The sequence below is a fragment of the Glycomyces sp. NPDC047010 genome, from assembly GCF_040644205.1.
Taxonomy (GTDB): domain Bacteria; phylum Actinomycetota; class Actinomycetes; order Mycobacteriales; family Micromonosporaceae; genus Glycomyces.
In genome coordinates this window covers 211,025-225,753 of record NZ_JBEYVY010000005.1, presented here as the reverse complement: position 1 = coordinate 225,753, position 14,729 = coordinate 211,025, and the positions used below count along the sequence as shown (strand labels likewise).

Sequence of the window (14,729 nt, the reverse complement as noted above, 5' to 3'; positions counted from 1 at the left end):
ACCGACCGGTCGAATCGAATGCGAACGAAGCAGCTAGACCAGCACGGTCTTCGCGCTCGGGGCGAGCCGGGCCACGAGCTCGACCTCGACGGGCGCGTCCAGCGGGAGCACCGCCACGCCCACCGCGCTCCGCGCGTGGACCCCGGCGTCGCCGAACACCTCGCCGAGGAGTTCAGAGGCCCCGTTGACGACCTTCGGCTGGCCCGTGAACTCCGGCGCCGACGCCACGAAGCCCACGACCTTCACGATCTGCACGACCTCGTCCAGCGGCGCCACCGACGCGACCGCCGCGAGCGCGTTCAGGGCGCAGATCCGCGCCAGGTCGTACGCGTCCTCCGGGTCGACCTCCGCGCCGACCTTCCCGGTCGCCTTCAGCGCACCGGCGACCATCGGCAGCTGGCCCGAGGTGTACACGTAGTCCCCCGCGCGCACGGCGGGCTGGTAGGCGGCCACCGGCGGCACGACCGCCGGGAGCTCCAGGCCCAGGCGCGCGAGCGCCTTCTCAACGGCGCCTTCGACACCCGCCACGGCTACTGCTCCTTCTTGCGCTTGAAGTACGCCACCAGCTGCTCCGAGTTCTGGCCCGGCAGGACCGTCACCAGTTCCCAGCCGTCGTCCCCGAACGTATCGAGGATCATCTTGGTGTTGTGGATCAGCAGCGGCGCCGTGAGGTACTCCCATTTCTCCATGCCGCCCACAGTACGGCGTCTTGATTCGCCCGCGGCGCACCGCTACGCTCAGAGTGCGTCGCCTCCCCGAAGAGTCCCCGCGGCCCCCGTGCCGCACCAGTGAACCAGGGAGTCCCCATGTCGTCAGACACCGCGGCGCCGTCGTCAGAGGTGCCGCCGTCGGACGCCGCCGAGGCGCCGTCAGCGGGCCGCGTCCCGCGCCAGGAGCCCGCACCGAGGCCGACCGGCCCGCCCGCGCCCGCACCGCCGCAATCCGGTCTCATGTGGACCGTCATCACCGCCGTCGCCGCCGTCCTGTTCTGCGCCGCGATCGTCTTCGGCGCCACCCGCCTTTTCATCGGCGACACGTCCGGCGACCTCACCGACACGCCCGAGCGCACCGTCTCGGCGTTCCTCGGGGCGCTCCTCGACGACCGGGACGCCGAGTCCGCGGCCGCGTGGCTGTGCACCGACAAGGCCGACCGCGACCTGGGCTCGGCCGTCGCCGCCATGGCCGAGGCCGCCGACCGCGGCTTCGAGTGGGGCGAGGTCGCGGAGACCGGCAGGACCGTGGGCGCCGCCACCGTGACCGCCGAGATCGGCATCGACGGCGGCGCGTCCCCGGCGACCTGGGCGTTCACGCTCGTGGCCGAGGAAGGCGACCCGCAATGGCTCATCTGCGGGATCGCCGCAGGATGACTAGACTCCGATGAATGACTGCCTCTGCGCTCCCGGTGCCGCGACTGCACATCGTCACCGGGAAGGGCGGCACGGGGAAGACCTCGGTCGCCGCGGCGCTCGCCCTGGCGCTCGCCGGGCCCGGCAGGCGGGTCCTGCTCGTGGAGGTCGAGGGCAGGCAGGGCATCGCGCCGCTGTTCGGGGCCGCGTCGCTCGGGTACGAGGAGCGGCACCTCGCGGCGGGCGCGGGCGGCGGTGAGGTCTTCGGGCAGTCGGTGGACGCCGACGAGGCGCTCCTCGACTACCTGACCCTGTTCTACCGGCTCGGCTCGGCCGGGCGGGTCCTCCAGAAGTTCGGGGCGATCGACTTCGCCACGACCATCGCGCCGGGCCTGCGGGACATCCTGCTCACCGGGAAGCTCAAGGAGGCCGTCTCGCGCGCGGAGTCGGGGCGGATGGCGTACGACGCGGTCGTCCTCGACGCGCCCCCGACGGGCCGGGTGGTCAAGTTCCTCAACGTCACCGTCGAGTCGGGGCGGCTGGCGAAGACCGGGCCGATCGGGAAGCACTCCAGGTCGGTGGCGCGGATGCTGCACTCGTCGCTGACGAACGTGCACCTGGTGACCACCCCCGCGGCGATGCCCGTGCAGGAGACCGTCGACGCCTACAAGGAGCTCGCGGCCGCGGACCTGCCGGTGGGCCGCATCCTCCTGAACAAGGTCGCGGGCGCGAAGTCCGGCGAGGTCGCCGAGGAGGAGCTCGCCGCGGGCCTGGCCCGCGCCGGGATCGCCCCCGACGACGCGCTCGTGGGCGGGCTCATGGCCGAGTACGGGGCGGCGCGCGAGGAGATCCGCGCCGTCGACGCCTACCGGGACCGCCTGGAGCGGCTCGGGCGGCCCGTCGAGGAGCTGCCGCTCCTGCCCGAGGGCGTGGACCTCTCGGGCCTGTACCAGCTGGCACGCGCGCTCGGGGGCCGCAATGAGCAGTGATCTGGACGTCGACGCCCTCCTGGGCGACCAGGGCAAGCACGTCATCGCCTGCTGCGGCTCCGGGGGCGTCGGCAAGACCACGACCGCCGCGGCCCTGGCGCTGCGCGCCGCCGAGGTCCACGGGCGGCGCACCGTCGTCCTGACGATCGACCCGGCCCGGCGCCTCGCCCAGTCGCTCGGCATGGAGGCCCTCGACAACACGCCCCGGCCGGTCGCCGGGGTCCGCGACGGGTCCCTCGACGCGATGATGCTCGACATGAAGCGCACGTTCGACGAGGTCGTGGCCTCCCACACCTCGAAGGACCGGGCCGCGGAGATCTTCGCGAACCCGTTCTACCAGGCCGTGTCCTCGACGTTCTCGGGCACGCAGGAGTACATGGCGATGGAGAAGCTCGGGCAGCTGCGCGCCACCGGGCAGTGGGACCTCATCGTCCTCGACACCCCGCCGTCCCGCTCTGCCCTCGACTTCCTGGACGCGCCCGCGCGCCTGGCCCGGCTCCTCGACGGCCGCGTCATCCGCCTGCTCTCGGCGTCCACGCCCGGCGCGCGCCGCTCGATGCTCTCGCTCATGGGCGCCAGCGCCGCGGTGTTCACGCGGGTGTTCAACAAGGTCCTGGGCGGGCACCTGCTGACCGACGTCGCGGAGTTCACGGCGAGCCTGGAGGACACGTTCGGGGGCTTCCGCAAGCGCGCGGAGGCGACGTTCCGGGCGCTCCAGGACGACCAGACGTCGTTCCTGGTGATCGCGGCGCCCGAGCCGGCCGCGGTGGGCGAGGCCGTGTACTTCACGCGGCGGCTCACCGAGGAGCGGATGCCGCTCGACGGGATGATCCTCAACCGGCTCACGCCGCTGGCCACGGACCTGTCCGCGGAGCGGGCGCTGGGGGCGGCGGCGCAGCTGGAGGAGGCGGACCCGGAGGACCCGGTGGCGGCGGTGCTGCGCACCCACGCGGACCTGGCCCGGCGCCGGGCGGCGGAGGAGCGGGTCGCGGCCCGCTACGCGGCCGCGTGCCCGGAGGTGGCGCAGCGGTGGCTGCCGTCGCTGGGCGTGGAGGTCGTGGACCTGGCGGACCTGCGGGCGTTCGGGGCGGCGGCCGCGGGCGTGGAGTGAGCGGTTGTCCACAGGCTGTGGATAACCCAGGGCCGTGGATGACTGTTCCCGGACATGGACGCGCCCGGACGGCGATGCCGTCCGGGCGCGAAAGCGTATACGGCCGCCGATGCGCGGCCCGCCGGTCAGAAGTTGAGGTTCACCGGTATCCGGCGCCGGCTGCTCTTTCGAGCGCTCCGCTGCTCCTCGTCGAGGGCGACTTCGAATATGGCCCGCCAAGAGCGGACGTCCGAATGCTTGCGCAAGAGCGCTCTCCGTTCCCTTTCGGTCATGCCGCCCCACACGCCGAACTCGATGCGGTTGTCGAGTGCGTCGGCAAGGCATTCGAGCCGGACCGGACAGCCGCGGCATACCTTCTTCGCATTGTTCTGCTCCGCCCCTTGTACGAACAAGGCGTCAGGATCTCCATCCTGACAAAGTGCCTTGGTCGTCCAGTCGATCAGCAGTCCCATCTGCATGACCTCCCCGTGAGATCTACCCTTCATACCCCCCGACGACTACAGTCGAGTGACCTCTCGATCACACAACGTCGCCGTCAGAACGGACCCTACACCTCTTGTAAGTGTTTGACTACTCTCCGAGACGAAAATCGGACTCCATGGGACGGCTTCACCCCTACGGTTCGCTTAGCGAATGCGACTCGCGATAATAACGATTCCAATACGGGGGCACCCTCGATCCGCGTTCGCGGCGTCCAATCTCCGGGCGCCGCCGAAGGCGGATTCCGCGGCCGTGCTCAGCACACGTGCCCGGCGGTCCCCGCGCTTCCCGACGTCCGTTCTAATCTGAGGCGGTGGATTCCTTGAAACGCGACCGCAGTCCCCTCGGGGACGCTGTAGCCCTGCTCGTGTGCGGCGTCCTCGCCGGGATCCTCGCGGCCGCGGCCGCCTTCCCCCTGGCGGGGCTGTTCGGCATGGCCGCCGAGAACGGCATCCAGTCGTTCGAGTCGCTGCCGACCGAGCTCACCAAGCCCACGCTCCCGCAGACGTCCTATGTGTACGCTTCCGACGGCGAGACCCTGATCACCTCCTTCTACGAGGAGAACCGCCGCGAGGTGACCCTCGACGAGGTGTCCCCGCTCATGATCGATGCGCTGCTCGCGGCCGAGGACTCGAAGTTCTACGAGCACAACGGTGTCGACTGGGCCGGCATCATCCGCGCCGCGGTGGCGAACCAGGGCGGCGACTCGCAGGGAGCGTCGACGCTCACCATGCAGTACGTCCGCAATACCCTGATCTACTCGGCCTCAACCATCGACGAGGTCATCGCCGCGTCCGAGGACACGTACGAGCGCAAGCTCCGCGAAGCCCGGTACGCCATGGCGGTCGAGGACTCGATGTCCAAAGAGGACATACTTGAGGGATACCTGAACGTCATCTACCTCGGCAACCAGGCGTACGGCGTCCACGCCGGCGCCTACTCGTACTTCAACAAGCCGCCGAGCGAGCTGGAGCTGTGGGAGGCCGCGACCCTCGCGTCCCTCCCCAAGTTCCCCTCCTACGCCGACGGCCTCCTCGACGGCGACTACGACGAAGCCGCCGACGACCAGATCGTCGAGCGCCGCAACTGGATCCTCGACCGCATGGCCTCCCTCGGCTACATCGGGCAGGCCGACGCCGACGCCGCCAAGGAGCAGCCCCTCGGCCTCAACCCGCGGCCCGTCCGCAGCGAGTGCGTCGACGTGGCGACCTCCAACTGGGGCTTCTTCTGCGACTACTTCAAGGCGTGGTGGGGCGACCAGGAGCTGTTCGGCGAGACCGAGCGCGACCGCATCTCCCTGCTCAAGCGCGGCGGCTTTCGCATCGTCACCTCCCTCGACGCCGAGCTCCAGAACGACGCCACCGAGCGCCTCGCCGACGAGGTGGACGTGGACAACTCCGCGACCCTCGGATCGGTGACCATCACCCCGGGCACCGGGCACGTCAGGGCCATGGCCGTCAACCGCGTCTACAGCCTCGACCAGACGGACAACGGTCCGCGGACCGACGGGGACGACTCCAAGCCGTCGAACTACCCGAACACCACGATTCCGCTGCTCAGCGGCAACGAACGGGTCGCCGGGTACCCGGCGGGCTCGACGTTCAAGATGTTCACCATGCTCGCGGCCCTCGAAGAGGGCTGGCCGCTGGAGACCCGCATCCCCTCACCGGGGAAGTACACCTCGCACTACCTCACGGCCGCGGACGACCCGTCCTCGTGCGGCTCGGTGCTGGAGAACAACCAGAGGCACTGGTGCCCGTCGAACGACGGCAACTGGTCGGCGTCGCCGATGAACATGTGGGGCATGTTCGGGCGCTCCTCGAACACCGCGTTCGTGCAGCTCCAGGAGATGGTCGGCACCAGCAAGGCGTACGACGCGGCCAAGCGCGCCGGGATCGACTTCTACAACAACGAGGGCCTCGACGCCCGCGTCGAGAGCGGCACCCTCGACGACTACGGCGTCTTCACCCTCGGGTTCGACGCGACCACCCCGATGGACATGGCCGAGGCGTACGCCACGGTTGCCGCGGGCGGCCTCCACTGCAACCCGCTGCCGGTCATGCAGGTCATCGACGCCACCGGCGAGGAATGGGCCGAAGCGTCTGCGCCCCAGTGCGACCAGGCGTTCCCCGAGGAGGTCGCGTACGCGGCCGTCAGCGCCGGGCGCTGCGTCGTGGGCCAGAACGCCGACGGCACCCAGTGCTCCGGCAACGGCACCGCCTCGGCGTACACCGGCGGGTTCGACCGGCCCCTGTTCGGCAAGACCGGCACCTCCGACTCCGACCGCGCCTACTGGTTCATCGGCTCGACCCCCAACGCCACCACCGCGACCTTCGTCGGCGACACCGACGCGACCTACCGGTCAGGCACGGCCACAGCCGGGTTGAAGGTGTCCGTGAAGGAGGTCGGGGTCGCGATCCTCAAGAAGGCCGTCAAGGACCTCGACGAGGAGGGCTGGCCGAAACCCTCGGACGAGATGGTCAACGGCAAGAACCTCACCTCGATCCCGTCCGTCAGCTGCATGGACGCCGACGAGGCCCGCTCCCGCGTCGCGAACGCCGGGTTCGACGCCTCGATCGCGCCGGGCAGGTTCGAGTCCGACTGCAAGGAGGGCGAGGCGTTCGCGACCTCCCCGTCCGGGTCGGCCCCGAAGGGCGCCCCGGTGTACATCCTCGTGTCCGACGGCTCCGGTTTCGAGGAGGAGCCCACCGGTGACGAGACCACCGGCGGCCCCGGAGGCGGGGGCGGCGGTGGAGGTGGCGGCGGAGGCGGCGGGGGCGACTGACCTGCGGCCCTGACGGGCCTGCACCGCAACGGGAGAGGGCCCGCGCCGTACGGCGCGGGCCCTCGTTTTCCTTGGGAGGGTGTAAGGCTCAGGGGCCGGTCGACACGAGGGTGCCGGGGCCGGGCTCGTCGGTGGGGACGGCGACGTGGTTGCCTTCGCGCAGTTCGCCGTCGCGGATGGTGACCGCGCGCTGGGCGCGCTCGGCGACGTCGTGGTCGTGGGTGATCATGAGGACCGTCAGGCCCCCGGAGTGCAGCTCGTCGATCGTCGCCAGGACCGCGTCGGCCGTGTGCGAGTCGAGGTTGCCGGTGGGCTCGTCGCACAGCAGCAGGCTCGGCTCCGCCGCGAGCGCGCGGGCGATGGCGACGCGTTGGCGCTCACCGCCGGACAAGGTCGTGGGGAGCGCGTCGAGGCGGTGGCCGAGGTTCACCAGTTCGAGCTTCTCGCGGGCGATCTCGCGGCGCTTGCGCCGCGGGACCCCCTGGTAGACCAGGGACATCGCGACGTTCTCGGTGGCGGTGCGGTGCGCCATCAGGTGGAACGACTGGAAGATGAACCCGATCTTGTCTGCCCGCAGGCGGGTCCGCATCGACTCCTTCATCGCCGACGTGTCGTGCCCGTCGAGCCAGTACGTGCCCGAGGTGGGCGCGTCGAGGAGGCCCAGGAGGTTCAGCAGCGTCGACTTGCCGGAGCCCGAGGGGCCGACGATCGCGACGTACTCGCCGTCGGCGACCTTGAGCCGCACCGGCTTCAGGGCCTCCACGGGAGGCGGCCCCGGGTAGGTCATGCCGACGCCGTCGAGCTCGATGAGCGCGCGCGGGCCGGGGTCGGCCTCCGGCGACTCGGCGACGCGGGCGAACACGGCGGTGTCGTCCGCGGCGCCCTCCGCGGTCACGGTCGGCAGGATCAGCGTGGCGTCGTTCTCGGTCACGTCAGTGAGACGCCGCGGCCGCGGCGCCGGGTTGCCCGGGTCAGAAGGCGAAATCCGCGGAGACCGGCCGGTGGTCCGAGGCGGTCGCGTCGAGCACGCCCGACCCGGTCGCGTCCAGGCCCCGGTACAGGACCTGGTCGATCCGCGCCAGCGGCGTGTCCGCGGGCCACGTGAACCCGAAGCCCTTCCCGGCGGACGCCTGCGCGGACTCCAACTGGTACGTGATCGGCGCGAGCGACCGGTCCTGCACGGTCCCGTTCAGGTCCCCCGCGAGGACCACCCGGTCGAGCTCCTCGTCCGCGATGGCCTCGCCGAGGAGTTCGGCGGTCTCGTTGCGCTGCTCCGAGGTGAAGCCCTCGGAGTTCACGCGCACCGACAACAGGTGCGCGACGTAGAACGCGACGGGCTCGCCGTCGATGTCGACCGCGGCCCGGAACGCGCGGGCCCAGCCGAGGTTGAGGTCCACCTCGTTGGAGTCGGTCACCGGGTACACCGACCACAGGGCGACCGTGCCGTACGCGACCGAGTACGGGTACCGCTCGGCGAGCGCGTCGCCCCACGCGATCCGCTGCTCCTCGGTGAGCTCCACCAGGACGATCACGTCCGGTTCGGCGGCGAGGAGCGTCGCGGCGGTGGCCTCGGTGTCGGTGTTCTCGGCGTTGACGTTGTGCGCGACGACGCGGAAGTCGCCCTCGCCGTCGTGCTTGTCGGGGATGAGGCCCGCGTACATCTGGAACCACACCAGCGCCGGGAGCAGCGCGCAGACGATCGCGAAGGGGCGGCGCCGGACCGCGGCGAGCACGATGAGGACCGGGACGCCGAGGCCGAACCACGGCAGGAACGTCTCGATGAGGCTGCCGAGGTTGTACCAGCGGTTGGGGATGAAGCGGTGCAGGAGCAGGATCGCCGCGAGCAGCAGCGACAGGGCGATGACGACGCCGCTGTAGATCTTCCCGCCGGTCTTGGCCATCCCGGTCCGCCCTTCACACGGTCGGCGGCCCGCACCGGCCGCTGTGGAGTTTCGACAGCCTAGCGGGACGCCGCCAGGAACGGCGAACGCCGGGCCTCGGTGAGGCCCGGCGTTCGGACGTTGGCGGTAGCGGTGGGATTTGAACCCACGGTCAGGGGTTACCCGACACTCGCTTTCGAGGCGAGCTCCTTCGGCCGCTCGGACACGCTACCGCCGAAAACGTTACCGGATCGGGGTTGCGTGCGCGCAACCGGGATCGGGCGATTCAGCTCACAGGCGGTCTCCGGGAATTCATGGGATGTTTATGAGAGGCTGGCGGGATGACTGCACACATCTCCGCCGCACCCGGCGACATCGCCGAGAGCGTCCTCCTGCCCGGGGACCCGCTGCGCGCGAAGTGGATCGCCGAGACCTTCCTCACCGGGGCCGAGTGCTACTCCGAGGTCCGGAACATGTTCGGGTTCACCGGCACGTACAAGGGGAAGCGCGTCTCCGTCCAGGGCACCGGGATGGGCCAGCCGTCCGCGTCGATCTACACGCACGAGCTGCTCGACGTGTACGGCGTCAAGACCGTCGTCCGGGTCGGCTCCGCCGGCGCCATCCACGATCGGATCGAGCTGCGCGACGTGGTGGCGGGCATCGGGGCCTCCACGAACTCCTCCATGAACCGCATCCGCTTCAACGGGGTCGTGGACTACGCGCCCGTCGCCGACTTCGGGCTGCTGCGCGGCGCCGTCGACGCGGCCGCCGCGCGGGGCGTGAACATGCACGTGGGCCAGTTGTACTCCTCCGACACGTTCTACACGGACGCGCCCGAGGTGGAGGCGAGGCTCGCCGACTACGGCATCCTCGCGATCGAGATGGAGGCCGCGGCGATCTACACGCTCGCGGCGAAGTTCAAGGCGCGGGCGCTCGCGCTGTGCACGATCTCCGACCACATCCTCAAGGGCACGGAGCTGCCCGCGGCGGACCGGCAGGAGTCGTTCTCAGAGATGGTCGAGATCGCCCTCGACGCCGTCACCGCTTAAGACGTACGAGGAGGCCCGGTCCGGTCGGACCGGGCCTTCGCGCTATCCGAGGGCCGCGGCGAGCTCGGCTTCGAGGTACGGGCCGAGGGTCGCGGCGTACGTGTTCGTCATGTGGGCGTCGTCGCGGTAGACGAGGACGTTGCCGACGACGGGCGCGCAGGTCTCGGGGCCGCAGATCGCGTCGGTGAGGTCGATCTTGTGGACGCCGGCGGGGACGTCGAGGTCCGCGAACGCGCCCTCGTCGTAGTACGAGTCCCGGTCGACGGCGCACTCGGCCGCCTCGGGGCCGTGGAGGTCCACGCACAGCGGGATGTCGAAGCGGGGGCTCGGGGTGTCGCGGACGACGGCGACGCTCGTGCCCGTGGCGAGGAGCTGCTCGTACCGGTCGGTGTAGTCGGGGAACGTCTCGTACGCCTCGTACCCGACCCGGGAGCCGTAGGTGAAGACCAGGTCGGGGTCGATCTCGCCGATCTCGGCGACGACGGCGTCGTTCCAGGCCGCGCACGAGCGGTACCGCTCCTCGCCGAGGTCCTCCTGGCCGGTCTCGATGATGCAGGCGTTCTTCGTGTACGCCACGACGTGCCAGTTCCGGGACTCGGCCGCTTCGAGGACCGCGGGGAGCCACTGCCAGATCTTCGAGCCGCCGTACATGACGACGGTGGCCGCGGCCTCGGATTCGGCGGTGCCGAAGTCGCAGCGGATCGGCTCGTACCCCTCCATGGTCTGGTTGCAGTCGCCCGAGAGCGCCGGGTCGTAGTCCTCGGCGGCGTCGAGCGTGGAGGGCGCGAAGTCCGCTTCGGGGAACGCGGCGTCCTCGGCGAGCGCCGCGGCGCCGGGGTAGCGGGCCGGGTCGGCGGCGGCCTCGGCGAGGCGGGACCGCTCGTGGGCGATGTACCAGGTCATGGACGCGCACGCGGCGAGGACGAGCGCGATGCACCCGGCCCCGAGCGCGAACGCGCCCCGCGCGGTCGACTGGCCGAGCCCCGAGGCGGGGAGCCGGACCTCGACGGCCCAGTGCGTGAGCACGGCGAGGACCGTGGCCGCGGCGAGGATGAGCAGGCCGCCGACCAGGGTGGCGGTGTCGCGGCCGGTCGCCGTCAGGTAGCAGACGAGGATCGGCCAGTGCCACAGGTACAGCGTGTACGAGAGGGTGCCGAGGCGCTGGAGCGGCCACGTGTTGAGCAGGAGCCCCGCGCCCTTCCCGGGCGCGGCGGTGGCGGCGACGATGACCGCGCAGGCCCCGGCGACGGGCGCGAGCGCGGCCCAGCCGGGGAACTGGGTGGATTCGAGGAACGCGCCCGCGAACACGAGCACGGCGACGCCCGCCCAGCCCAGGACGACCGCGACGAGGCGCGGGAGGCGGGCGGTCCAGCCCCGTACGGAGGGCCGCAGGGTCAGGGCGAGGAGGCCCCCGGCGGCGAACTGCCAGATGCGGGCGCGGGTGTCGAAGTACGCGTACGCCTGGTTCTCGGCGGTCTCCCACAGCGCGAACGCGAACGACGCGGCGAGGACCACGGCCAGGACGACCGCGACGGTGCGCATCGGCGGGAGCCCGGCGCGGCGGGCGGCCCACAGGACCAGGCCGACCAGGACCGGCCACAGGATGTAGAACTGGGTCTGGACGCCGAGGGACCAGTAGTGCTGGACGATGCTCGCGCCGTTGTTGGAGGACAGGTAGTCCACCGAGTGCGCGGCGAGGTTCCAGTTCCCGTAGTAGAGCGCGGAGGCGGCGATGTCGCCGAGCTGCTGGCCCCAGGTGGCGCGCGGCAGCCACAAGAGCACCATGAGGACGGTCCCCGCAGCGACGATGAGCGCGGGCGGGAAGATGCGCCGCACGATCCGGGCCGCGTACGGCAGGTAGCCCAGGCCGCGTCCGGCGTCGGCGGAGCGCAGGAACCCGGCGGTGATGAAGAACCCGGACATGAGCAGGAAGATGTCGACGCCGCCGGAGACGCGGTCGAACCAGATGTGGTAGACCGCGATCACCGCGATGGCGAGGCCGCGGAGGCCGTCGATCTCGCGCAGGCGCGGCGGCCTGGCGGCGGGGGCGCGGCCCGCGCTGTCGGCCGCGGGTTCGGCGGTGGAGGTGGCGCTCATGGGTCTCCGGGGTGTGGCGGGAGGCGGTCGCTGCGGGGGTGTCGACACCGAGCGTAGAAGGCGGTTCGCGGATGCGTTGACACGGGGCGCCGGGCGGGCCACAATATCCATGACCTTAACGATCGTTCAGGTCGGTTGATCGTCAAGGAGGACGTCATCGTGGACTTCAGCGGGGACTACCCGGCCGAACGCGAGCGCATCGAGCGCGGCGGGGCCGAGAAGTACCACCAGGCGGCGGCCGCGGCGGGCAAGTACCACGCCCGCGAGCGGATCAGGCGCCTGTGCGACCCCGACTCGTTCCGCGAGGACGCCCTCTGGGCCAACCCCGACCCCAGCCTGCCGGCCGACGGCGTGGTCGTCGGGTCCGCCACCGTGCAGGGGCGGCCGGTGCGGATCGTCGCCAACGACTCCACGGTGAAGGCCGGGTCGTGGGGCGCGCGCACCGTCGAGAAGATCATCCGCACCATCGAGGCCGCCCAGCTGGAGCAGCACCCGATCGTCTACCTCGTGGACTCCGCGGGCGCCCGCATCACCGACCAGGTGCAGCTGTTCCCCGGCCGCCGCGGGGCCGGACGCATCTTCCACGAGCAGGTCCGCGCCTCGGGCAAGATCCCCCAGGCGTGCGCCCTGTTCGGGCCCAGCGCCGCCGGGGGCGCCTACATCCCCGCGTTCTGCGACATCGTCGCGATGGTCGACGGCAACGCGTCGATGTACCTCGGCAGCCCCCGCATGGTCGAGATGGTCACCGGCGAGAAGACGACCCTGGAGGACATGGGCGGCGCCCGCGTCCACACCGAGCGGTCCGGGGTCGGGCACTTCCTGTGCCGCAACGAGGACGAGGCCATCGCCGACGTGCGCCGGTGGCTGTCGTACCTGCCGTCGAACTGGACGCAGCCAGCGCCGGTGCGCGCGGCCCGCCCGCCGCTCCCGGTGGACCTCGCGGCGGTCATCCCGCCGAGCGAGTCCGCGCCGTTCGACATGCACGAGTTCGTGAACGGCCTGGTCGACCGGGACTCGGTCCTGGAGGTCCAGGCCCGGTGGGCCGGGGAGCTGACGACCTCGTTCGCGCGCCTCGACGGGCGCCCGGTCGGGATCGTCGCCAACAACTCCGCGGTCCGCGGCGGCGTCCTGTTCTCCGACTCCGCGGACAAGGCCGCCCGCTTCGTGAACACCTGCGACGCGTTCAACGTGCCGCTGCTGTTCCTCGCCGACGTCCCCGGGTTCATGGTCGGCTCCGCGGTCGAGCACGCCGGGATCATCCGCCACGGCGCCAAGATGATCGCCGCCGTCGCCGAGGCCACCGTGCCGAAGATCTGCGTCGTCGTCCGCAAGGCGTACGGCGCCGGGCTGTACGCGATGGCCGGACCCGCGTTCGGGTCCGACGCGGTGCTCGCGCTGCCGACGGCGCGCATCGCCGTCATGGGCGCCGAAGCGGCCGTCAACGCCGTGTACGCCAACAAGATCGCCGCGATCGACGACCCCGCCAAGCGGGAGCAGTTCGTCGCCGACCGCCGCGCCGAATACGAAGCCGACGTCGACCTGCGAAGGCTCGCAGGGGAACTCGTCGTCGACGACGTCCTCGCCCCCGAGGAGCTGCGCGATGACCTCATCGCGCGGTACCGCCGGCTGACCCACAAGGACCGCCGGTTCGCCGACCGCCGACACCCGATCACACCGGTGTGAACAGGAGCCAGCAATGAAACTCGACATCGAGCAGACCGAATTCGCCGCCGCCGTGCGCGCGTACGCCCAGGAGCAGATCCGCCCCGTCATCAGCGACTTCTACGAGCGCGGGGAGTTCCCGATCGAGCTCGTCCGGGGCCTCGGCAAGCTCGGCGTCCTCGGGGTCACCCTTCCCGAGGAGCACGGCGGGGCCGGCATGGGCCTGTTCATGCTCGGCCTCGCACTGGAGGAGATCGCCCGCGTCGACGCGTCGGTGGCCGTGACCGTGGAGGCGTCGGTGACGCTCGGCGCGGAGGCGATCGCGAAGTTCGGCACCCCTGAGCAGCAGGCGAAGTGGCTCCCGAACCTCGCGGCCGGGCAGGGCCTGGTCGCGTTCGCGCTCACCGAGCCCGGCGGCGGCACCGACGCCGGGCACACCGACACGAAGGCCCGCCTCGAAGACGGCGAGTGGGTCATCGACGGCGCGAAGTGCTTCATCACCAACGCGGGCACGGCGATGACCGACCTCATCATCACCACCGCGCAGACCGGGCCCGGCGAGGTCACGTGCATCGCCGTCCCGCCGGGCACGCCCGGCCTGGAGATCGGGCCCGAGTACTCCAAAGTGGGGTGGCGGGCCTCGGACACGCGGCCGGTGTACTTCGACAATTGCCGCGTGCCGGAGGCGAACCTCATCGGGCAGCGCGGGCGCGGGTTCGTGCAGTTCCTCGAACTGCTCGACTCGGGGCGCGTCGCCATCGCGGCGCTCGCCACCGGGTCGGCGCAGGGGTGCCTCGACGAGGCGCTCGCGCACGCGAAGGAGCGGCAGGCGTTCGGGCGGCCCATCGGCGAGAACCAGGCGATCGCGTTCATGCTCGCGGACATGAAGCTCCGCGCCCACACGTCCCGCCTGGCCTGGCAGGACGCGGCGATGAAGGCCGAGGCCGGGGAGCCGTTCGGCACGGACGCGGCGCTCGCGAAGCTGCACGCTTCCCTTGCGGCCGTTGACAACGCGCGGGAGGCGACGCAGATCTTCGGCGGGTACGGGTTCATGAACGAGACCCCGGTGGCGCGGGCGTGGCGGGACGCGAAGGTGCTGGAGATCGGCGAGGGCACCAACGAGGTCCAGCGGATGCTCATCGCGAGGTCCCTGGGGCTGTAGGGATTCCAGGCGGCGTCCGGGGCCCCGGTCGCCGCCTGAGAACTTACTGAAAACTTCAACTAAAGGTCTTGAGTTTCCGCCCCGAATCATGACAAGCTCGGCTCTTCGGCAGTAGCGTTGCCGCCGCGGCCCGAAATCCCTCCCAGGCTCGCAGGCTGCCGCGGGGGA

The 14,729-nt window shown here is 71.2% G+C and carries 13 protein-coding genes and 1 tRNA gene; 7 read left to right on the top strand and 7 right to left on the bottom strand.

The genetic code is table 11. The annotated features are described in order from the left end of the window. Window positions 1-33: 33 nt before the first annotated feature. Together AB0A65_RS12405 and AB0A65_RS12400 are read right to left on the bottom strand one after the other, a co-directional pair. Window positions 34-528: a RidA family protein gene (locus AB0A65_RS12405; RefSeq protein ID WP_359950519.1), complete on the bottom strand. Its 495-nt coding sequence runs from the start codon at window positions 526-528 to the stop codon at window positions 34-36. Between the two features lie 2 nt (window positions 529-530). Next, complete coding sequence (locus AB0A65_RS12400) at window positions 531-689, bottom strand: hypothetical protein (RefSeq protein ID WP_181245771.1); 159 nt, start codon at window positions 687-689, stop codon at window positions 531-533. A gap of 117 nt (window positions 690-806) precedes the next feature. Between AB0A65_RS12400 and AB0A65_RS12395 the strand changes: the two genes are divergently transcribed. Genes AB0A65_RS12395 through AB0A65_RS12385 form a run of 3 tightly spaced genes read left to right on the top strand, consistent with a single transcriptional unit; the run spans window position 807 to window position 3,446 of the window. After that, window positions 807-1,367: a hypothetical protein gene (locus tag AB0A65_RS12395; protein WP_359950517.1), complete on the top strand. Its 561-nt coding sequence runs from the start codon at window positions 807-809 to the stop codon at window positions 1,365-1,367. Window positions 1,368-1,381: 14 nt separating this feature from the next. After that, entirely contained in the window at window positions 1,382-2,335 is a 954-nt protein-coding gene (locus AB0A65_RS12390; protein ID WP_359950515.1) for an ArsA-related P-loop ATPase, read from the top strand. Next, window positions 2,325-3,446 carry an ArsA-related P-loop ATPase gene (locus tag AB0A65_RS12385; protein WP_359950513.1) on the top strand — a complete coding sequence of 374 codons (1,122 nt, stop codon included), beginning with the start codon at window positions 2,325-2,327 and terminating at the stop codon, window positions 3,444-3,446. Before AB0A65_RS12390 ends, AB0A65_RS12385 begins: the two co-directional genes overlap by 11 nt. A gap of 125 nt (window positions 3,447-3,571) precedes the next feature. Here AB0A65_RS12385 and AB0A65_RS12380 read toward each other — a convergent pair whose 3' ends face one another. Beyond that, window positions 3,572-3,898 carry a WhiB family transcriptional regulator gene (locus AB0A65_RS12380; protein WP_359950511.1) on the bottom strand — a complete coding sequence of 109 codons (327 nt, stop codon included), beginning with the start codon at window positions 3,896-3,898 and terminating at the stop codon, window positions 3,572-3,574. Window positions 3,899-4,239: 341 nt separating this feature from the next. On the opposite strand from AB0A65_RS12380, the gene AB0A65_RS12375 reads away from it, so the two are divergent. Then, the gene (locus AB0A65_RS12375; protein ID WP_359950509.1) at window positions 4,240-6,711 is read left to right on the top strand and encodes a penicillin-binding protein; all 2,472 of its coding nucleotides are present in this window, start codon (window positions 4,240-4,242) and stop codon (window positions 6,709-6,711) included. 88 nt (window positions 6,712-6,799) lie between these two features. Here AB0A65_RS12375 and AB0A65_RS12370 read toward each other — a convergent pair whose 3' ends face one another. The 3 genes from AB0A65_RS12370 to AB0A65_RS12360 all read right to left on the bottom strand — a co-directional run bounded on the left by AB0A65_RS12370 (window position 6,800) and on the right by AB0A65_RS12360 (window position 8,824). Beyond that, window positions 6,800-7,498: an ABC transporter ATP-binding protein gene (locus tag AB0A65_RS12370; RefSeq protein ID WP_359950834.1), complete on the bottom strand. Its 699-nt coding sequence runs from the start codon at window positions 7,496-7,498 to the stop codon at window positions 6,800-6,802. Window positions 7,499-7,682: 184 nt separating this feature from the next. Beyond that, window positions 7,683-8,612 carry an endonuclease/exonuclease/phosphatase family protein gene (locus AB0A65_RS12365; protein WP_359950507.1) on the bottom strand — a complete coding sequence of 310 codons (930 nt, stop codon included), beginning with the start codon at window positions 8,610-8,612 and terminating at the stop codon, window positions 7,683-7,685. Window positions 8,613-8,733: 121 nt separating this feature from the next. After that, window positions 8,734-8,824: transfer RNA gene (locus AB0A65_RS12360), tRNA-Ser, on the bottom strand. Window positions 8,825-8,932: 108 nt separating this feature from the next. Between AB0A65_RS12360 and deoD the strand changes: the two genes are divergently transcribed. Beyond that, the gene (gene deoD / locus AB0A65_RS12355; RefSeq protein ID WP_359950505.1) at window positions 8,933-9,640 is read left to right on the top strand and encodes a purine-nucleoside phosphorylase; all 708 of its coding nucleotides are present in this window, start codon (window positions 8,933-8,935) and stop codon (window positions 9,638-9,640) included. 42 nt (window positions 9,641-9,682) lie between these two features. Here the strand turns inward: deoD and AB0A65_RS12350 are convergent, their stop codons facing one another. Next, entirely contained in the window at window positions 9,683-11,737 is a 2,055-nt protein-coding gene (locus tag AB0A65_RS12350; RefSeq protein ID WP_359950503.1) for an acyltransferase family protein, read from the bottom strand. A gap of 159 nt (window positions 11,738-11,896) precedes the next feature. Between AB0A65_RS12350 and AB0A65_RS12345 the strand changes: the two genes are divergently transcribed. Together AB0A65_RS12345 and AB0A65_RS12340 are read left to right on the top strand one after the other, a co-directional pair. After that, window positions 11,897-13,420 carry an acyl-CoA carboxylase subunit beta gene (locus AB0A65_RS12345; RefSeq protein WP_359950832.1) on the top strand — a complete coding sequence of 508 codons (1,524 nt, stop codon included), beginning with the start codon at window positions 11,897-11,899 and terminating at the stop codon, window positions 13,418-13,420. 13 nt (window positions 13,421-13,433) lie between these two features. Continuing rightward, window positions 13,434-14,561, top strand: a complete 1,128-nt coding sequence (locus tag AB0A65_RS12340; protein ID WP_359950502.1) for an acyl-CoA dehydrogenase family protein — start codon at window positions 13,434-13,436, stop codon at window positions 14,559-14,561. The last annotated feature ends 168 nt before the right edge of the window (window positions 14,562-14,729 follow it).